The organism is Rathayibacter sp. AY1B6 (assembly GCF_002932755.1).
In the GTDB taxonomy this organism is placed as follows: domain Bacteria; phylum Actinomycetota; class Actinomycetes; order Actinomycetales; family Microbacteriaceae; genus Rathayibacter.
The window spans coordinates 89,405-107,034 of record NZ_PSWL01000012.1; the positions used below are offsets into that span (position 1 = coordinate 89,405).

Genomic DNA, 17,630 nt, shown 5'->3' on the forward strand with positions numbered 1-17,630 from the left:
GGTGACCCGCCCGCTCGCCGGTGTCGACGCGACGGTCGAGGCCGTCCTCCTCGCTCTGCGCGCGGCCCTGGACGGCAGCGGCCCGGCGATCCGCGTGTCCGCCCCCGGTGCTGCGACGGCCTCCGATGACGCCGTCGTGCCGCAGCGCGTCGCCGCTGTCGTCGAGACCTCGGGCTCGTCGGGGCCGCCCAAGCGGGTCGCGCTCTCGACAGCGGCCCTGCTCACCAGCGCCTCCGCGACCCTCGCCGAGCTGGGCGGGCCGGGACGCTGGCTGCTCTGCCTGCCGACGCACTACGTCGCGGGCCTGCAGGTCCTCGTCCGGTCGCTGACGGCGGAGGCCGACCCGGTGGTCCTCCCGGCCGGCGGCTTCGACGCGGCCGCCTTCCTCGCTCTCGCTCGGACGATGCCGGCGGGGGAGCGACGGTACTCCTCGCTGGTCCCGGTCCAGCTCGCGCGGCTGCTGGACCTCGCCGAGCGCGATCGTTCCGCGGCCGAGGCGCTCCGCTCGTTCGACGCCCTCCTGATCGGCGGCCAGGCGACGCCGCAGCCGCTGCGGGACCGCGCCGCGGCCCTCGGCGTGCGCATCCGCCTGACCTACGGTTCGAGCGAGACGTCCGGCGGCTGCGTCTACGACGGCGTCCCGCTCCACGACGTGCGGATGCGCGTCGAGGACGGCCAGGTGCTGCTCGGCGGCCCGACCCTCGCGGTTGGCTACCTCGACGCCGACGGCGCGATCGACCACGAGCGCAGCGCCTCCGCCTTCCTCGAGCTCGACGGGGAGCGCTGGTACCGCACCGGCGACGCGGGCACCGTCGTCGACGGGCGCCTCCGGGTGACCGGCCGGCTGGACCGCGTGATCGTGTCGGGCGGAGAGAAGGTCTCGCTCGACGCCGTCGAGGCCGTGCTCCGCGAGGGGACCGTCCCCGACGCGGTCGTCGTGCGGCGGGCGGACGAGCAGTGGGGCGAGGTCCCGGTCGTCGTCACGGCGGAGGAGGCTCCCGCGCTCGCGGACCTGCGCGCCCTGATCGCCGACCGCCTCGGGCGCGCCGGCGCTCCCGCGGCCGTGCTTCCGGTCGCCCGGATCCCCCTCCTCGCCTCCGGGAAGCCCGACCGCCGCGCCCTCGAGGTGCTCGCCGCGCAGGGCTGACCGGCTCCGAGCGTCGACGGGCCGGTGGGTAGGATTCCCTCCGTGTCGAGTACGAGTCGCAAGAAGAAGTCCTCCAGCGGCCGCCCCGGGGGCAGCCCGCGAGCGGTCGTCGTGAAGCCCGCCGGTCCCCGCGAGTGGATCGCCGGCGCCCGCCTCCGCACCCTCCCGCTGGCCGTCGCCCCCGTGCTCATCGGCACCGGAGCGACCCAGGTCGTCGACGAGGGCTGGCACTGGGTGCGCGCCCTGCTCTGCCTGGCCGTCTCGCTCGCCCTGCAGATCGCCGTCAACTACGCCAACGACTACTCCGACGGCGTGCGCGGCACCGACGCCAACCGCGTCGGACCCTCGCGGCTGACCGGCTCCGGAGCGGCGAAGCCCCGTCACGTGCTCACCGTCGCCCTGGCCTTCTTCGGGATCGCGGCCGTCGCCGGCCTCGTGCTCACCGCCCTCTCGGGGCAGTGGTGGTTCCTGATCGTCGGCGCGGCGGCGATCGCTGCCGGCTGGTTCTACACCGGCGGACGCCGCCCCTACGGCTACCTCGGGCTCGGCGAGCTCTTCGTCTTCGTGTTCTTCGGCCTGGTCGCCACCGTCGGCACCACGTTCGTGCAGATCGGCCGCACCAACCAGGAGTCGTGGCTCGGCGCCGTGGCGGCGGGCCTGTTCGCCTGCGCCGTGCTCATGGTCAACAACATCCGCGACATCCCGACCGACCGCCTCTCGGGCAAGCGGACCCTCGCGGTCCTCGCGGGACCGGCCGTGTCCCGGGCGATCTACACGGGCTTCGTGCTGATCCCGTTCGGCATCGCGGTGATCCTCGCGCTGTTCTACCCGCTGGCGTGGCTGACGCTCTTCGTGCTGCTGATGATCCTGCCGGCCATCCTGATCACTCTGACGGCGAAGACGGCGAAGGAGCTCATCCTGGCACTGCAGCTGACGAGCCTCGGCGGGCTCGCCTACGCGGTCATCCTCGGGGCGGCGCTGGCGTTCTAGAGCGGCGGAAGGGTGCCGGCGCCGGTCCGCGGCCGAGGGCGGGGTGCGGGTGTCGGTCCGTGCCCGGGACGGGGTGCTCGCCGGCCGGGGGTCCCCGGGAAGCGCTCGCCGGCGGTCCGCCCGTGATCGAGGACGGGAGCTCAGCGCTCGTCGCGGGTCGCGTCGACCGCGGCGTCCTCGACGTCGTCGTCGGTCGGGGCGCGCGGGACGTCCTTGCGCCGCTCGTAGATCGCCTCCGCGATGCGCTCACGGGGCCTCCTCAGCAGGATGTACGAGAGGGACAGGCTCGCGATCGCGGCGACGAAGCCAGCGGTGACCGCGGCCGTCAGCTCCGAGTCGACGAAGGTGCGCGCCGGCAGGTACACCAGCACGAAGACGCCGGCGAACATGGCCAGGCGCAGGAGCGAGTAGACGACGACCGCGCGGCTCAGTTTCACCGGGACAGTGTACGTCGGCCCCTGCACGCGCTTCCGTGAGCACCGTGGGAGCCTCCTGTCCAGCGTCCGTGCGGACCCTCCCGGACGAGGGTGCCGGACGTAGACTCGTGTCCATGATCCGCCTCGTCATCGGCCTGCTCGTGGCCCTCGCCGTCTTCACGGTCTACACCGTGATCGACGTCGCGATGAGCAACCGTCACGCCGTGCGTGCGATCCCCAAGTGGTCCTGGCTCCTGGTGGTGCTCATCCTCCCCGTCATCGGTGCGGGACTGTGGTTCTGGATCGGCCGGCCCCGCAAGCAGCGCGCCGCCGGCCGCCGCTACACCGCTCCGGATGACGACCCCGACTTCCTCGGCACGCTCCGCACCGAGCGCGACCCCGAGGAGGAGCGCCTGCAGGCCGAGCGCATCGCCCAGCTCGAGCGCGACCTCGCCGACATGGACGAGCAGGGCGAGGCCGACGGCCCCGGCCGCCGGGATGCCTGAGCACAGGCCGGTCGCCCCCTCCACCCGATTCGCGGTCGACCTCCTCGCCCACTTCGTCGCGCTCGGCGTCCGCGACGTCGTCGTCGCTCCGGGCTCCCGCTCGCAGGCGCTCGCCCTGGTGGCGGCAGAGCTCGAGACCCGCGGCGACGTCCGGCTGCACGTGCGGATCGACGAGCGCTCCGCCGGGTTCCTGGCGCTGGGCCTCGCCCTCGAATCCCGGATGCCGGCGCTCGTGATCACGACCTCCGGCACGGCGACCGCGAACCTGCACCCGGCCGTGCTCGAAGCGGACGCCTCGGACGTGCCGATGATCGTCCTCACGGCCGACCGTCCCGACGAGCTGCGCGGCATCCGCTCCAACCAGACGGCCGAGCAGCGCGAGCTGTACGGGCGTGCCGTGCGCCTGTTCGAGGACGTGGCGGCTCCGGACGACGGCTCCCGGCCCGAGGACGCGCGGGCGCTCGCCGATCGGGCCGTCGCCGCCGCGCGACGCGGGCCGGTCCACCTCAATCTCGCCTTCCGCGATCCGCTCTCCTCCGCTCTGCCGGACATCGAGCGGATCGAACCGGTCTCGTCGCCCGCGATCGGATCCGGGATCCCGCGTGCCGTCGTGACCGCCGGGCCGGGTGAGCCGTTCACTGTCGTCATCGCCGGCGACAAGGCGGGCGCGGAGGCCGAGGAAGTCGCGCGCGCGGGAGACTGGCCGCTGCTGGCCGAGGTCTCCTCCGGCGCCCGCTTCGGGCCGCAGCTCGTCGTCGCCTGGCGGCGCCTGCTCGGCGAGCCGGACTTCGGTGGACGCATCCGCCGGGCGATCGTGCTCGGCCACCCGACGCTCTCCCGCGAGGTCCCCGAGCTGCTGCGGCGCGAGGGAGTCGAGGTGATCGTCGTCGACCCCGTGCGCGAGCAGTTCTACAACCCCGGCCGGCGCGCCCGACGCGTCGGAGGCGTCGACGTGGTCCGCCCCGAGGGGTCGCCGCGTCCCGAGCGCGGCGAGCGCGCCTGGGCCGGATCCTGGGTGTCCGCGAGCCGCGCCCTGACGGTCGATCCCGACGAGCTGGACGAGGTCCCCGACGCGGGGTCGATGTCGGTCGAGGACCGCCGCGGCTACGCGCGCAACGCCCTCGCCGCGATCAGGGCACCGCTCACCCGGGAGTTCGTCGTCGCCGCGGTCTGGAAGGTGACCTGGCCGCACGACCGGCTCCTGTTCGGAGCCTCGCGACTGATCCGCGTCGCCGACGGGACTCTGCCGGGCAAGCGCATCTCCGTTCTGGCGAACCGCGGCCTCGCCGGCATCGACGGCACGATCTCGACCGCGCTCGGCATCGCGGTGGCCTCGCAGGCCACCGAGCAGGGAGCGGGCGGCGTCACCCGCGCGGTCCTCGGCGACCTCACTCTGCTCCACGAGGCCGGCGGCCTCCTCCTCCCGCCCGGTGAGCGGCGACCGCGCGTGCAGCTCGTCGTGGTGAACGACGGGGGCGGCACGATCTTCGACGGGCTCGAGGTCGCGTCGAGCTCGCATCCCGACGCGTTCGACCGCGTGCAGTTCACTCCGCAGAACGCCGACCTGGAGGCTCTCGCGCGCGCCTACGGGTGGGGCCATCGCCGTGCGGCGACGCGCGGCGAGCTGGAGCAGGCGCTGACCTCGCCGGGGGACGGGCCGGGCATCGTGGAGATCCGGCTCGAGCGCTGAGTCCGCACGGGTCCGGTCGGACGGTCCTCCACAGGTCGTCCTCGAGCGGCGTTCTCCCCGGGACGCCTCGTTCGAGCTCCGGAGCCCGTCTGCTGCTGCTTCGCTGGAGGCATGGCTGATGCGGAGACCGTGCGAGGAGAAGTCCTCGCCCTCGGCGACCGGGCGGCGGCGCTCGCGAGGAGCGCCTCCCCGGTGCTCCTGTCCGCCGCGGAGGCGCTGCACGCGGGACACCGCACAGCACTGACCTGTCCCGAGGCGTTCGCCCGAGGCTCCTCGGCGCGCGACGAGGATGCGACGGACCTCGTCGACCGGTCGATCCGAGCCGAATTCGCCGTCGCCCTCGGGATCTCCGAGCGCACCGCCGCCAGGGAGCTGCTGCACGCCTCGCTCCTGATGGAGGAGCTGCCGCGGACCCGTGCCGCGCTCGCCCACGCCAGGATGCGCTGGGAGGCCGGCCAGCTCATCTGCTCCGTCGCGGCGACCCTCCCGGCAGCGGCGCGCGCGGCCTACGACGACCGGGCCGTCGACCTCGCCGAGACGCTGACCCCGGGGCAGCTGCGCCACGCCCTCGCGCGGGTGCGGGAGGAGCTGCACGACGAACCCCTCATGGAGCGACACGCTCGCGCCCGGGAGGACCGCCGGGTGTGGCTGACGGCCGGGATCGACGGCATGGCGACGGTCTGCGCGCACGTCCCCGCGCCTCAGGCCGTCGGAGCACTCGCCCGGCTCGACCGCATCGCGAGGGATCTGCGCGACGGCGGCGAAGGGGAGCGCGATCTGCGGACGCTGGCGCAGCTCCGCGCCGACGCGTGGACCGACCTGCTCTGCCACGGGGACGTGGCGGGGACCACTCCGGAGGGAGCCGCGGCGCCCTCGACGGGGCCGCGGGCCGAGGTGAGAGTCACCGTAGCGGCGAGCACCGCCGCGGGCGACGACGAGGCGGCCGCTGAACTCGACGGCTACGGGCCGATCCCCGCCGAGGCGATGCGAGCGCTGATCGACGACGACGCCGCCTTCACCCCGGTGCTGACCGACGAGGAGACCGGAGCGGTCGTCTCCGTCGGGCGCCGCCACCGCCTCCCGCCGCCGAGAATGAGGCTGCTGGTCCGCCTCCGCGACCAGACCTGCCGCTTCCCGGGCTGCACCCGGCCGGCGTCCTCGACGGAGATCGACCACAGCGTCGAATGGCGCAACGGGGGAGAGACGGCACCCGAGAACCTCGCCTCACTGTGCGTCGCCCACCACCACGTGCGCCACGGCGACCGGTGGACGTATCTGCTCCATCCGGACGGCACAGCGGACTGGACCACACCGACGGGCCGACGCGTGACGACCCGACCGCCGGCGCTGCCCGGGCGTCCGCCGGAGGGCGCAGGACGACGGCCGGTCGTGCCCCGGCTCGACGGAGACCCGGCGGGCTAGGCAGCGGCGGGACAGCGGCCGGGTGGTCGACGGCGTCAGCGACTCCCGACGGACGTCAGGCGAGCGCGTCGGTGATCGGCCGGAACTTCATCCGGGTCTCGGCGAGCTCGGAGTCGGGCACGCTGTCGGCCACGATGCCGGCGCCCGCCCAGGCCGTGACCGCGCCCTCGGCCGTGACCTCGGCGCTCCGGAGGCCGACGGCCCACTCGCCGTCACCGTTGCCGTCGATCCAGCCGACGGGTCCTGCGTACCGACCGCGGTCGAAGGGCTCCAGGTGCTCGATGAGCGCGAGGGCGTCGGCTGTCGGAGTGCCGGCCACTGCCGCGGTCGGATGCAGAGCGTCGACGAGATCGAGCGCGCTGGAGGAGTCGTCCAGAATCCCTCGCACGTCCGTCGCGAGGTGCCAGAGGTTCGGCAGGCGGAGCGTGAACGGGGCGACGCCGGCCGTCAGCTTCCGCGTGTGGGGCTCGAGCTCCCGGACCAGGCTGGCGAGAGCGAAAGCGTGCTCCGAGCGGTCCTTCGGGCTCGCGAGCAGAGCGGTCTCCACCTGGGCGTCGGCGAGCGGGTCCTCTCCTCGGGCAGCTGTGCCCGCGAGCACCCTCGCCGAGATCTCGCCCCGATCGACCGCGACCAGCGTCTCCGGACTGGCGCCGAGGAATCCGTCCACGGCGAAGCCCCAGCAGTCCGGGTAGCGCTCGGTGAGCGCACCCAGCATCCGACGCAGGTCCGCGCCCGGAGGAAGCCGCCCCTGCAGATCGCGCGCGATCACGACCTTGGACAGCTTTCCCGCCCGGATCGCCTCCACGCCTGCGGCCACCGCCTCGCGGTACCCGTCCGGCGACAGAGCACCCGGCGAGAGCGGCACGTGGTACTCCGCTCCCAGCGGCTCCTCGCCCGGCGTCCCCGGTCCCTCCGACTCGCCGATCGTGATCCGCGTCAGCCACGACCGGCCGTCGCGCGTCCCGATCACGGTCCGCGGCACGATCAGCACGCTCGTCGCCTCGGATCGGCTCGAGAAAGCGAAGGTCCCGAACGCGACCAGCCCCGTCCCGGGCAGTCCGACCCGGTCGTCCACCGTCGCCGCGTCGCAGAGCCGACGCCACGCCGCCGCCGCGTCCCGCAGCCGTTCCGGCCCCGAGAACTCGAGCCGCAGGGCCTCGCCGCGTCCGCTGAGGCCGGCGCCGTCGCGCTGCCAGAGGAGGGGCCGTCGCGGGTCGGAGTGGGAGAGGAGCGACTGCGGAGAGTCCAGAGGAGTCGTCTCCGCACGCAGCAGGGGGGTTCCAGCGCCGATGAGCGTCACCTCAGCAGGGTACGCCCGCGCCAGAAGGTGGGACGTCCCACGCCGCGGGGCTCGGGGCGCAGGGCTCCGTTGCTACCGTGATCCGGTCCGGGGCCGCCGCGCGAGGCGGAGCGGGGCGGCCCCGGCGCTTCCCCAGGGGGAGCGCGCCGACCGGGCGCGGGACGGCGGATGCACAGCCGCCGTCCCGCGTCTCGCCGTAGACTTGCGGATCGTGACGAAGGCAGACCTCACCAAACGGCCCGACGAGGTCGCCTCGATGTTCGACACCGTGGCTCCCGCCTACGACCTGGTGAACGGACTCCTCTCGGTGGGGAACGACCGGCTCTGGCGGATCGCGACGACTCGCGCCGTGAACCCTGCTCCCGGTGAGCGCATCCTCGACATCGCGGCCGGCACCGGCACGTCGAGCGCGTCGCTGGCGCGGTCGGGTGCCCAGGTCGTCGCAGCCGACTTCTCCCCGGGGATGATCGCCGTCGGCCGTCGCCGTCAGGCGGGCAACGACCGGATCGAGTTCGTCCAGGCCGACGCGATGGACCTCCCGTTCGAGGACGAGTCGTTCGACGCCGTGACCATCTCGTTCGGTCTGCGCAACGTGGCCGAGCCCAGGACGGCGCTCGCCGAGTTCCTGCGTGTGCTGAAGCCGGGCGGCCGGGTCGTGATCTGCGAGTTCTCGACTCCGCCGATCGCCCCGCTGGCCGCCGCGTACGACTTCTACCTGTCGACCGTCATGCCCGCCGTCGTGCGGCTCGCGTCGTCGAACAATCCCGCGTACGACTATCTCGGCGATTCCATCCGGGCCTGGCCGGCGCAGAGCGTCGTCGCCGCCTGGCTCCGCGCCGCGGGCTTCGAGCGCGTGGCCTACCGCGATCTGACCGCGGGCATCGTGGCGCTGCACCGCGGCGTCAAGCCGATCGCGGCGACCCGATGACCACCGGGGTCCGCACAGGCCGAGACGTTAGGGTCTCCCTGTGAACGCCACTGCGCCCGTCGCTCGTCGCAGCCCGTCTCTGACGGCGCAGCTCGGCCTCTCCGAGCGCATCTTCTCCTCCTCGTCGGACCGGGCTCTCGCCCGCACGATAGACGCGGGACTGGAGCAGGTCGAGGAGGGTCTCGTCCGGCAGCTGTCCTTCGCGGACGCCGTGGCCGACGTCTCCACCCGGTACCTCCTCGAGGCGGGCGGGAAGCGCGTCCGCCCGATGCTCACCCTCCTGGCCGCGTCGCTCGGCCGCGGCAACACGCCGCAGGTCCTGCTCGGTGCGCAGGCGATCGAGATCACGCATCTCGCGTCGCTCTACCATGACGACGTCATGGACGAGGCGGAGAAGCGCCGCGGCGTCCCGTCGGCCCAGACCGTGTGGGGCAACAACGTGGCCATCTTGACGGGCGATCTGCTCTTCGCCCGCGCGAACCAGCTGATGGTCGAGCTCGGCGACAAGGCGATCCGGCTCCAGGCCGACACGTTCGAGCGGCTCGTCCTCGGGCAGCTGCACGAGACGGTCGGCCCGACCGACGGCGAGGACCCGGTCGAGCACTACCTGTCGGTCCTGGCCGACAAGACCGGGTCGCTGATCGCCGCGGCGGGCCGCACGGGCGTCGCGTTCTCGGAGGCTCCGGAGGAGTACGAGGAGGCCATGCGCGTCTTCGGCGAGAAGATCGGCGTCGCCTTCCAGATCGTCGACGACGTCATCGACCTCTCGCCCCAGCCGGAGGAGACCGGCAAGAACCCCGGCACGGACATCCGCGCCGGTGTGTCGACGCTGCCGATCCTGCGTCTGCGGGAGCGCGCCTCGTCAGACAGGGAGGCGGCGGCTCTCCTCGCCCGCATCGAGAGCTACGTGAGCCGTTCGAACGACGCCATCGCGCACACGGAGGAGCAGAGCGCCGACATCTCGGACGCCATCGCTCAGCTGCGCGATCACGACGTCACTGCGCAGACCCTCTCCGAGGCCCACCGCTGGGCCGACGAGGCCGTCGCCGCCCTCGCTCCGCTGCCCGACGGCTCCGTCCGCAAGGCGCTGACGCGCTTCGCCGACACCGTCGTCGAGCGCAACGGCTGACCCCGATCGTCGCGGCGCGCCCTGCGCCGCAGGAATGAGACCGGTTGTGCGCTGCGGCGCCCCGGCAGGAGGAACGCAATGACCAAGCTCAGGCTGGCCATCGTCGGCGCGGGTCCCGCGGGCATCTACGCCGCCGACCTCATGATCAAGGCCGAGAAGAAGTACGACGTCTCGATCGATCTGTTCGAGCACCTGCCCGCTCCCTACGGCCTGGTCCGCTACGGAGTCGCGCCCGATCACCCGCGCATCAAGGGGATCATCACCGCGCTGCGGGAGGTGCTCGACCGGGGCGACATCCGTATCTTCGGCAACGTGCACTTCGGGACCGACATCACGCTCGAGGATCTCAAGCGGCACTACCACGCCGTGATCTTCGCGACCGGCGCCGTCCGCGACGCTCCGCTCGTCGTCCCCGGCGTCGAGCTCGAGGGCTCCTACGGCGCGGCCGACTTCGTCAGCTGGTTCGACGGCCACCCCGACGTGCCGCGAACCTGGCCGTTGGAGGCCTCCTCCGTCGCCGTCATCGGCAACGGCAACGTGGCGCTCGACGTCTCGCGGATGCTGGCGAAGCACGCCGAGGACCTCCTGCCCACCGAGGTCCCGCCGAACGTCTACGAGGGGCTCAAGGCGTCTCCCGTCACCGACGTGCACGTCTTCGGGCGCCGTGGTCCCGCTCAGGTGAAGTTCACTCCCCTGGAGCTGCGCGAGCTGGGCGAGCTGCGCGACGTGGACATGATCGTCGCCGACGAGGACTTCGACCTCGATCCCGCTTCGGAGGCCGCCATCGCGACCAACAAGCAGGTCATGGTCATCAACCGGGTGCTCAACCAGTGGCGCACCCGCGAGGTCGGGGGCGCCTCGCGCCGCCTGCACCTGCACTTCTGGGCGAAGCCTCTCGAATTCGTGGACGACGGATCCGGTCGGGTCGGCGCGATCCGGTACGAGCGCACTGAGCCGGACGGCGAGGGCGGAGTGCGCGGCACGGGTGAGATCCGCGAGGTCCCCGTGCAGGCCGTGTACCGCGCGGTCGGCTACTTCGGCTCACCGCTCGACGGCCTCCCGTTCGACGAGATGCGAGGCGTGATCCCGAACCGTGAGGGCCAGGTCCTGGACGACGAGGACCAGCAGGTCCACGGCGTCTACGCGACCGGCTGGATCAAGCGCGGACCGGTGGGCCTCATCGGGCACACCAAGTCCGATGCAATGGAGACGGTCGCGCACGTGCTCAACGATCAGGCGTCGTGGTGGACGCCCGAGCACCCCGAGGAGGCTGCCGTGGTCGCGCTGCTCGAGGAGCGGGAGATCGCCTACACGGATCTCGACGGCTGGCACCGGCTGGACGAGCACGAGATGGCGCTGGGCGAGCCCGAGGGCCGTGCGCGTGTGAAGGTCGTTCCCCGTGAGGACATGATCGCGATCTCGCGGGCGGAGCCGGCGGCGCTCTGACGCGAGCTCTCCGAACGGCCCTCCGGTGCACTTCGGAGGGCCGTTCGTCGTTCCGGCGCGGACGCCGCGCGCCTCCTCTAGGCTTCGGGCACCGCTCTGGACGGAGACAGCATGACCACGCCCGCGCCCCACGACGTCATCCGGGTGCGCGGTGCGCGCCAGAACAATCTCCGGGGGGTCGACGTCGACATCCCGAAGCGGAGGATCACCGTGTTCACCGGGGTCTCTGGCTCCGGTAAGTCGTCTCTCGTCTTCGGCACCATCGCGGCCGAGTCCCAGCGCCTCATCAACGAGACCTACTCCGCCTTCGTGCAGCAGTTCATGGGGTCGCCCGCCCGCCCGGACGTGGAGTCGCTCGACGGGCTGTCGGCCACGATCGTCGTCGACCAGGAGCGGATGGGGTCGAACGGCCGGTCCACGGTCGGCACGGCGACCGACGCGTACACGATGCTCCGGATCCTCTTCAGCCGGATCGGCGACCCGCACGCGGGCACGAGCGGTGCGTTCTCCTTCAACCTGCCGGAGGGGATGTGCCCCCGGTGCGAGGGGACGGGCCGCGTGTCGAGCATCGACCTCGACGCGCTGATCGACCGCTCGAAGTCGCTCGAGGGCGGTGCTCTCGACGCGATCCCGAACTTCGTCGTCGGCGGCTGGTACTGGAAGGGCCTCGCCGAGTCGGGCCTGTATCCGGCCGATGTCCCGATCGCGGACTTCACGCCCGAGCAGATGGACGCGTTCCTCCACCGTCCCGCCACCAAGATGGCCATCGCCGGGATGACTATGACCTACGAGGGCCTCCTCGTGAAGGTCACCCGCCTCTACCTGGCGAAGGAGGCGGCGCAGCCGCACATCCGCGCCTTCGCCGAGCGGGTGGCCACGTTCGCCGCCTGTCCCGAGTGCGGAGGCGGACGGCTCACCCGGGCGGCGTTGGAGTCGCGCATCGAGGGGTGGAACATCGCCGAGTGCGCCGCGCTGCAGGCGACCGACCTCGCCGCGTGGCTCCGTGGACTGCAGGCGCCGTCCGTCGCTCCGATCGTCGAGACCCTCCTCGGGACACTCGACGCCCTCGTCCAGGTCGGCCTCGGCTATCTGTCGCTCGATCGGGAGTCGGGCACCCTCTCGGGCGGTGAGGCGCAGCGGGTCAAGATGGTGCGGCATCTGGGGTCGAGCCTCACGGATGTCACGTACGTCTTCGACGAGCCGACGGCGGGGCTGCATCCGCACGACGTCTCGCGGATGATCGAGCTTCTGCGCCGCCTGCGGGACAAGGGCAACACCGTCCTGGTCGTCGAGCACAAGCCGGAGATCATCGAGATCGCCGATCACGTGGTCGATCTCGGTCCGAGGGCCGGCGCGCACGGCGGCGAGCTGCGGTTCGAGGGGACGGTGGCGCAGCTGCGCACGTCCGACACTCTGACGGGCCGCCATCTCGGTCACCGTGTCCCGCTGAAGGACGCCGTGCGCCGTCCGACCGGGGCGGTCGAGATCCGCGGAGCCTCCACGCACAATCTCCGTGGCGTCGACGTGGACGTCCCGCTCGGCGTGCTGACCGTCGTCACCGGAGTCGCCGGCTCGGGCAAGTCGTCGCTCCTGCACGGCTCGCTCGCGGGTCGGCCCGGCGTGGTGGTGGCCGACCAGTCGCCGATCCGCGGCTCGCGGCGCAGCAATCCGGCGACCTACACCGGGGTCCTCGATGCGATCCGTGCGGCCTTCGCGAAGGCGAACGGCGTGCGACCGGCGCTCTTCAGCGCCAACTCGGCGGGCGCCTGCCCCGTCTGCAAGGGTGCCGGGATGATCTTCACCGAGCTGGGCCCCGCCGCGACCGTCTCGTCGGTCTGCGAGGAGTGCGACGGCAAGCGGTTCACCGCGGAGGTGCTCGAGTACCGCCTCCGCGGGAGGAACATCCACGAGGTGCTCTCGATGCCGATCGTCGACGCCGCGGAGTTCTTCGCGACCGGACCGGCGCACACGGTGCTCGCCCGACTCGTCGACGTCGGTCTCGGCTACCTCACCCTCGGACAGCCGTTGAACACGCTGTCCGGGGGCGAGCGCCAGCGCCTCAAGCTCGCGATCAACATGGCCTCGACCGGATCCGTCTACCTGCTCGACGAGCCGACGACGGGTCTGCACCTCGCGGACGTCGACACGCTGCTCGGCCTGCTCGACCGGCTGGTCGACTCCGGGAACTCCGTCGTGGTGATCGAGCACCACCGCGCCCTGATGGCCCACGCCGACTGGATCATCGACGTGGGGCCCGGTGCCGGGCACGACGGAGGGACGATCGTCTTCGAGGGGACTCCGGTCGGGCTCGCGGCGGCGGACACGCTGACCGGACGCGCCCTCGCCGAGTACGCGCGCTGACGCACCCGGAGCGGCGACGCCCGAGGGTCAGCGCGAGAACGGGCCGGACAGGGCCGCCCACTGCAGGAGCATGATCGTCTTCGCGTCGACGATCTGCACGCCGATCTGGGTCAGCGCCTCGTCGAACGAGAGCTCGAGGACCTCGATGTCCTCGCCCTCGTCGGCGAGTCCGGCGAATGCTCCGCTGCGCGTGCCCGCGCGGTAGCGCCCGGCGTAGAAGTGCAGCTTCTCGGTGACCGAGCCGGGGCTCATGAACGCGTCGAACACGTGCTCGAGCCGGCCGACCTCGAGTCCCGTCTCCTCGGACGCCTCGCGGCGGGCGCCCTCCTCGGGCCCGTCCTCGTCCAGGAGGCCGGCGGGGACTTCGAGGAGCATCCCGTCGATGTCGCCGTTCACGTACGCGGGGTAGCGGAACTGCCGGATCAGGACGACGGTGCGCGCCTCGGCGTCGTAGAGCAGGACCGCCGCACCGTTCCCCCGGTCGTACGTCTCGCGCTGCTCGGTGGTCCAGCTGCCGTCGCGGTGCCGGTAGTCGAAGCGAGTGGTGCGGAGGACGTACCAGTCGCTCGAGAGGAGGGTGACCTCCTTCACGACCACGTCGGGGTTCCCGACGAGGTCGAGGCCCTCCCGGTCGAGTCCGGAGCGGCCCCGCCGGTCGGGCTCGTCGATGCCGGCGGTCACGCGCGTGCTCCCGAGTGCGCCATCCCTCAGCGGAAGTTGACGAACTGGAGGTCGAGCTCGAGGTCGGCCCCGCGCAGGAGCGCCATGGTCGCCTGGAGGTCGTCGCGGCTCTTCGAGGACACGCGGAGCTCGTCGCCCTGGATCTGCGACTTGACCGATTTCGGGGCCTCGTCGCGGATGAGCTTGTTGATCTTCTTCGCGTGCTCCTGGTCGATGCCCTCCTTGAGGGTGGCCTCGATCCGGTACTCCTTGCCGGAGGCGAAGGGCTCGCCCGCGTCGAGGCTCTTGAGGCTGATGCCGCGCTTGATCAGCTTCGACTGGAAGACGTCGAGGATGGCGTTCGCCCGCTCCTCGGTGTTGGCCTTGATCAGGATCTTCTCGCCGCTCCAGGCGATCGAGGCGCCGACGTTCTTGAAGTCGTAGCGCTGCTCGACCTCCTTGTGGGCCTGGTTCAGGGCGTTGTCCGCCTCCATCTTGTCGATCTTGCTGACGACGTCGAACGTTGAATCTGCCATGGCTCCGAGTTTAGCTTTCAGGCGTGGCGGAGCCCGGCCCCAGGCGCGGCTGGTACCTCTGAGGAGTGCGCCGCCTCCCCGTTCTCGTCCTCGTCCCGCTCGCAGGCCTCCTCCTCGCCGGCTGCGGTCAGCGGCCGCCCGCGCTGACGGTCGAGGAGGGCCTGTCCACCGTTCCTCCCGCGGCGACCGCTCCCGTCGCGGCCGACCCCGTCGTGCTGGAGGATCCCGAGCAGGCCGCGGCGACGCCCGTGCGGCTGCTCGCCGACGAGGCGTGGCTGGGCACGGCGTCCGAGGGGAGCGGCATTCCGCTGCGCGCGCTCACCGCCTACGCGGGCACGGCCCTCCTCACGGCGTCGGTCGACCCCGACTGCCGCCTCGACTGGGCGACCCTGGCCGGCATCGGCTACGTCGAGAGCAGGCACGGCACGATCGACGGCGGCGAGCTGGGCGAGGACGGGCGGCCGACGGAGCCGATCTACGGCCCCCGCCTGGACGGCACGCGCTTCGACCGGGTCCCCGACAACGACGGCGGGGCTCTGGACGGCGACGCCGAGGTCGACCGGGCGATGGGTCCGCTGCAGATCATCCCGGCGACCTGGATGGCGTGGGCGTCGAGCGGATGGGATCCGCAGAACGTGGACCAGCAGGCGGTGACCGCCGCCCGGTACCTCTGCGACGCCGGCGGCGACCTCTCGACGGAGTCGGGCTGGCGGGCGGCGATCGCGGCCTACAACCCGGCCGGGAGCTATGCGGGGAAGGTCGCGGAGGCGGCGTCCCGCTACGCGGCGGAGGCGGACTGAGCCCTCGCGGCACCGATTTCCGATCCGCCGGTCGCGTGGGTATCCTTGCTGAGCGCCTCCGGTTGTGAACACGCGGTCGGGTGCGCCACGGCGAGTTACCCTAGCGGCCAAAGGGATCTGACTGTAAATCAGACGGCGTAGCCTTCGGGGGTTCGAATCCCTCACTCGCCACCGAGCAGGAGCACCCAGCAGACGCCCCGGCATCATCAGATGCGCGGGGCGTTCCGCATGTCGGGGCAGCACCGGTCCGGGGCAGCACGGGTCCGGCGGATCCTCGGTGGGCGGTCCTTCCTGCCGCCGCACCCCGCGCGCCGTCACCTCGGCCTGCGCCGCCGCCTCAGCCCCGCGCCTCCTGCTCCAGGAACCCCGCGAGGGAGAGCGGCGGCCGTCCGGTCAGCCGCTCGACGTCGCGCGAGACGTGCTCCAGCTGCCCGGCGGCGATCGCGGAGTAGGTGCTGACCCAGGCGTCCAGCTGCCAGTCCGGCGCGTTCCAGCGGCGGCGCGAGGCGTACGCCTCCTCGAGGGTCTCGTCGACGAACACGGCGGGACGTCCTGCCGCCGTCAGGGTCGCCGCGACCTCGTCGAGGGTGAGCGCTTCGGGTCCGGTCAGCTCGTAGGCGGCTCCGCGGTGCTCTGCGGGGGACCGGAGGACAGCGGCGGCCGAGCGGGCCACGTCCTCGCGCGCGACGACGGCGGCACGGCCCGATCCCGCGGGTCCGCGGATCGCGCCGTCCTCGCCGAGCATCGCGGGCAGGAAGTCGAGGTAGAGGTTGTCGCGGAGGAACGTCCAGCCCATGCCGGAGCGGCGGATCGCGTCCTCGGTGGCCGCGTGGTCGCGGGCGAGGGTGAAGACCGCGTCGGGTGCGGCTCCGGCGAAGGAGGTGTAGACGACGTGCTCGACGCCCGCGGCGGCGGCCGCGTCGACGAACGCGAGGTGCTCGGCGCGGCGCTCCTCGTTCTCGGAGGCGGAGACCATCAGGAGGAGGCGCACCCCCTCGAGCGAGTCGCCCGCGTCGGCGAAGGAGGAGCGCACCACCTCCGCCCCGGGGAGCTCGGGCGCGCGGGACGGGTCGCGGACCAGCAGGCGGAGGGCGCGACCGGCGTCGGCGAGCTCGCGCGCGACGCGGCCGCCCACGGCTCCGGTGGCTCCGGTGAGGGCGATCGGGGTGCTCATCCCCCCATGATGGGCCCGATCCCTAGGCTGGGGCCATGAGCGACAACGCCCCCCTCCTCGCCATCGCCCGCTCGATCGCCGTCGAGGCGGCGCACCTCGCCCGCCAGCGGCGGCAGGACGGTGTCGAGATCGCCGCGTCGAAGTCGTCCCCGGAGGACGTGGTGACAGCAGCGGACCGGGAGGTCGAGCAGCTGATCCGCCGGCGCCTGGCCGAGGCGCGACCGGACGACGGCTTCCTCGGCGAGGAGTCGGGTTCGGGGGGCGGCACGAGCGGCCTGACCTGGGTCGTCGATCCGATCGACGGGACCGTCAACTACCTCTACGGCATCCCGTCCTACGCGGTCAGCATCGCGGTGGTGGAGGGGGAGCCGGATCCCGCGACCTGGACCGCTCTCGCCGGAGCGGTCGTGAACGGAGCGACGGGCGAGGTCACCACGGCCAGCCGAGGCGGGGGAGCCGAGCGGGACGGCGTCGCCCTGCAGGTCTCGGCTCCCTCCTCCCTCTCGCTCGCGCTGGTCGGCACCGGCTTCGGCTACGACGCCGGCCGCCGGATGCGCCAGGGCGCCGTGGTGCAGGAGCTTCTGGGCTCGGTCCGCGACATCCGCCGCATCGGCTCGGCGGCGCTCGACCTGTGCTCGGTGGCCACCGGGCAGCTGAACGCGTACTACGAGCGCGGCCTGAACCCGTGGGACCTCGCCGCCGGCGCCCTCATCGCCGAGGAGGCGGGCGCGCGGGTCGCGGGACTCGACGGCGCCCCCTTCGGCTCCGGGCTGCTGATCGCGGCGCCGGAGCCCCTCTTCGCCGAGCTGGAGGATCTGCTGCGCCGTTTGCGCGCGGACGAGGTGTAACCGCTCTCCCGCGTCGAGCCGACACGGATTCCGTGCGTCGGCAGGTGGATCGGCGCAGGATCCCGTCGGGGCTCGCCGCGTGCCGTGCCCCGATCACGCCTGTGCGCGGCGGGCTCTGGCCGGATCCCGCCGGCCGTGGTTATCCTTTATGAATTCGTGATGTTCGCACAGGCTGCGCTCACGGAACCGAGCGGTGCCTCTCCCTGGAGGCCCGCTCGTCCCCTGCCCCCGACGGAAGACATCGATTTCGTGAGCCCCGATTCGCCCGCCCCCGCTG

The 17,630-nt window shown here is 72.7% G+C and carries 16 protein-coding genes and 1 tRNA gene; 12 read left to right on the forward strand and 5 right to left on the reverse strand.

The window, feature by feature from the left end:
* Position 1 precedes the first annotated feature (1 nt).
* Both C5D08_RS08430 and C5D08_RS08435 read left to right on the forward strand, forming a co-directional pair.
* Positions 2 to 1,147 carry an AMP-binding protein gene (locus C5D08_RS08430; RefSeq protein ID WP_181110029.1) on the forward strand — a complete coding sequence of 382 codons (1,146 nt, stop codon included), beginning with the start codon at positions 2 to 4 and terminating at the stop codon, positions 1,145 to 1,147.
* 42 nt (positions 1,148 to 1,189) lie between these two features.
* Positions 1,190 to 2,137 carry a 1,4-dihydroxy-2-naphthoate polyprenyltransferase gene (locus C5D08_RS08435; protein ID WP_374953939.1) on the forward strand — a complete coding sequence of 316 codons (948 nt, stop codon included), beginning with the start codon at positions 1,190 to 1,192 and terminating at the stop codon, positions 2,135 to 2,137.
* Between the two features lie 140 nt (positions 2,138 to 2,277).
* Here C5D08_RS08435 and C5D08_RS08440 read toward each other — a convergent pair whose 3' ends face one another.
* The gene (locus tag C5D08_RS08440) at positions 2,278 to 2,574 is read right to left on the reverse strand and encodes a DUF4229 domain-containing protein (RefSeq protein ID WP_146086062.1); all 297 of its coding nucleotides are present in this window, start codon (positions 2,572 to 2,574) and stop codon (positions 2,278 to 2,280) included.
* Between the two features lie 113 nt (positions 2,575 to 2,687).
* Here C5D08_RS08440 and C5D08_RS08445 point away from each other — a divergent pair, with 113 nt between their 5' ends.
* The 3 genes from C5D08_RS08445 to C5D08_RS08455 all read left to right on the forward strand — a co-directional run bounded on the left by C5D08_RS08445 (position 2,688) and on the right by C5D08_RS08455 (position 6,171).
* Positions 2,688 to 3,059 carry a PLD nuclease N-terminal domain-containing protein gene (locus C5D08_RS08445; protein WP_104225908.1) on the forward strand — a complete coding sequence of 124 codons (372 nt, stop codon included), beginning with the start codon at positions 2,688 to 2,690 and terminating at the stop codon, positions 3,057 to 3,059.
* Positions 3,052 to 4,749, forward strand: coding sequence for a 2-succinyl-5-enolpyruvyl-6-hydroxy-3-cyclohexene-1-carboxylic-acid synthase (gene menD, locus C5D08_RS08450; RefSeq protein WP_104276653.1), 1,698 nt, complete (start codon positions 3,052 to 3,054; stop codon positions 4,747 to 4,749). The genes C5D08_RS08445 and menD overlap by 8 nt, the downstream gene beginning before the upstream one ends.
* A 111-nt stretch (positions 4,750 to 4,860) precedes the next feature.
* On the forward strand, positions 4,861 to 6,171 hold the full coding sequence (locus C5D08_RS08455) for an HNH endonuclease signature motif containing protein (protein ID WP_104276654.1): 1,311 nt from the start codon (positions 4,861 to 4,863) through the stop codon (positions 6,169 to 6,171).
* Positions 6,172 to 6,226: 55 nt separating this feature from the next.
* Here C5D08_RS08455 and C5D08_RS08460 read toward each other — a convergent pair whose 3' ends face one another.
* Positions 6,227 to 7,471, reverse strand: a complete 1,245-nt coding sequence (locus C5D08_RS08460; RefSeq protein WP_374953940.1) for an isochorismate synthase MenF — start codon at positions 7,469 to 7,471, stop codon at positions 6,227 to 6,229.
* Between the two features lie 211 nt (positions 7,472 to 7,682).
* On the opposite strand from C5D08_RS08460, the gene ubiE reads away from it, so the two are divergent.
* The 4 genes from ubiE to C5D08_RS08480 all read left to right on the forward strand — a co-directional run bounded on the left by ubiE (position 7,683) and on the right by C5D08_RS08480 (position 13,335).
* Positions 7,683 to 8,399, forward strand: a complete 717-nt coding sequence (ubiE, locus tag C5D08_RS08465) for a bifunctional demethylmenaquinone methyltransferase/2-methoxy-6-polyprenyl-1,4-benzoquinol methylase UbiE (RefSeq protein ID WP_258065067.1) — start codon at positions 7,683 to 7,685, stop codon at positions 8,397 to 8,399.
* A gap of 40 nt (positions 8,400 to 8,439) precedes the next feature.
* Positions 8,440 to 9,528: a polyprenyl synthetase family protein gene (locus C5D08_RS08470; RefSeq protein WP_104276655.1), complete on the forward strand. Its 1,089-nt coding sequence runs from the start codon at positions 8,440 to 8,442 to the stop codon at positions 9,526 to 9,528.
* A gap of 78 nt (positions 9,529 to 9,606) precedes the next feature.
* Positions 9,607 to 10,974, forward strand: a complete 1,368-nt coding sequence (locus C5D08_RS08475) for an FAD-dependent oxidoreductase (RefSeq protein WP_104276656.1) — start codon at positions 9,607 to 9,609, stop codon at positions 10,972 to 10,974.
* Positions 10,975 to 11,085: 111 nt separating this feature from the next.
* Positions 11,086 to 13,335, forward strand: a complete 2,250-nt coding sequence (locus C5D08_RS08480) for an excinuclease ABC subunit UvrA (protein WP_104276657.1) — start codon at positions 11,086 to 11,088, stop codon at positions 13,333 to 13,335.
* A 27-nt stretch (positions 13,336 to 13,362) separates the two neighbouring features.
* Here C5D08_RS08480 and C5D08_RS08485 read toward each other — a convergent pair whose 3' ends face one another.
* Positions 13,363 to 14,016 carry an NUDIX domain-containing protein gene (locus C5D08_RS08485; protein WP_104276658.1) on the reverse strand — a complete coding sequence of 218 codons (654 nt, stop codon included), beginning with the start codon at positions 14,014 to 14,016 and terminating at the stop codon, positions 13,363 to 13,365.
* A gap of 26 nt (positions 14,017 to 14,042) precedes the next feature.
* Positions 14,043 to 14,531: a YajQ family cyclic di-GMP-binding protein gene (locus C5D08_RS08490; RefSeq protein WP_104223606.1), complete on the reverse strand. Its 489-nt coding sequence runs from the start codon at positions 14,529 to 14,531 to the stop codon at positions 14,043 to 14,045.
* 65 nt (positions 14,532 to 14,596) lie between these two features.
* Here C5D08_RS08490 and C5D08_RS08495 point away from each other — a divergent pair, with 65 nt between their 5' ends.
* Positions 14,597 to 15,331 carry a hypothetical protein gene (locus C5D08_RS08495; RefSeq protein ID WP_104247936.1) on the forward strand — a complete coding sequence of 245 codons (735 nt, stop codon included), beginning with the start codon at positions 14,597 to 14,599 and terminating at the stop codon, positions 15,329 to 15,331.
* Positions 15,332 to 15,420: 89 nt separating this feature from the next.
* Positions 15,421 to 15,502 (forward strand) — tRNA-Tyr (locus C5D08_RS08500).
* A gap of 166 nt (positions 15,503 to 15,668) precedes the next feature.
* On the opposite strand, the gene C5D08_RS08505 is transcribed toward C5D08_RS08500, so the two are convergent.
* Positions 15,669 to 16,505, reverse strand: a complete 837-nt coding sequence (locus C5D08_RS08505; protein WP_104276659.1) for an SDR family oxidoreductase — start codon at positions 16,503 to 16,505, stop codon at positions 15,669 to 15,671.
* A 35-nt stretch (positions 16,506 to 16,540) separates the two neighbouring features.
* On the opposite strand from C5D08_RS08505, the gene C5D08_RS08510 reads away from it, so the two are divergent.
* Positions 16,541 to 17,353: an inositol monophosphatase family protein gene (locus C5D08_RS08510; protein ID WP_104276660.1), complete on the forward strand. Its 813-nt coding sequence runs from the start codon at positions 16,541 to 16,543 to the stop codon at positions 17,351 to 17,353.
* Positions 17,354 to 17,630: the final 277 nt, after the last annotated feature.

What these genes read in the sequence shown, in the direction of transcription:
- C5D08_RS08490 (WP_104223606.1), bottom strand. Translation starts at nt 14,531, where the DNA reads ATGGCAGATTCAACGTTCGACGTCGTCAGCAAGATCGACAAGATGGAG.
- menD (WP_104276653.1), top strand. Translation starts at nt 3,052, where the DNA reads ATGCCTGAGCACAGGCCGGTCGCCCCCTCCACCCGATTCGCGGTCGAC.
- C5D08_RS08455 (WP_104276654.1), top strand. Translation starts at nt 4,861, where the DNA reads ATGGCTGATGCGGAGACCGTGCGAGGAGAAGTCCTCGCCCTCGGCGAC.
- C5D08_RS08505 (WP_104276659.1), bottom strand. Translation starts at nt 16,505, where the DNA reads ATGAGCACCCCGATCGCCCTCACCGGAGCCACCGGAGCCGTGGGCGGC.
- C5D08_RS08475 (WP_104276656.1), top strand. Translation starts at nt 9,607, where the DNA reads ATGACCAAGCTCAGGCTGGCCATCGTCGGCGCGGGTCCCGCGGGCATC.
- C5D08_RS08480 (WP_104276657.1), top strand. Translation starts at nt 11,086, where the DNA reads ATGACCACGCCCGCGCCCCACGACGTCATCCGGGTGCGCGGTGCGCGC.
- C5D08_RS08510 (WP_104276660.1), top strand. Translation starts at nt 16,541, where the DNA reads ATGAGCGACAACGCCCCCCTCCTCGCCATCGCCCGCTCGATCGCCGTC.
- C5D08_RS08445 (WP_104225908.1), top strand. Translation starts at nt 2,688, where the DNA reads ATGATCCGCCTCGTCATCGGCCTGCTCGTGGCCCTCGCCGTCTTCACG.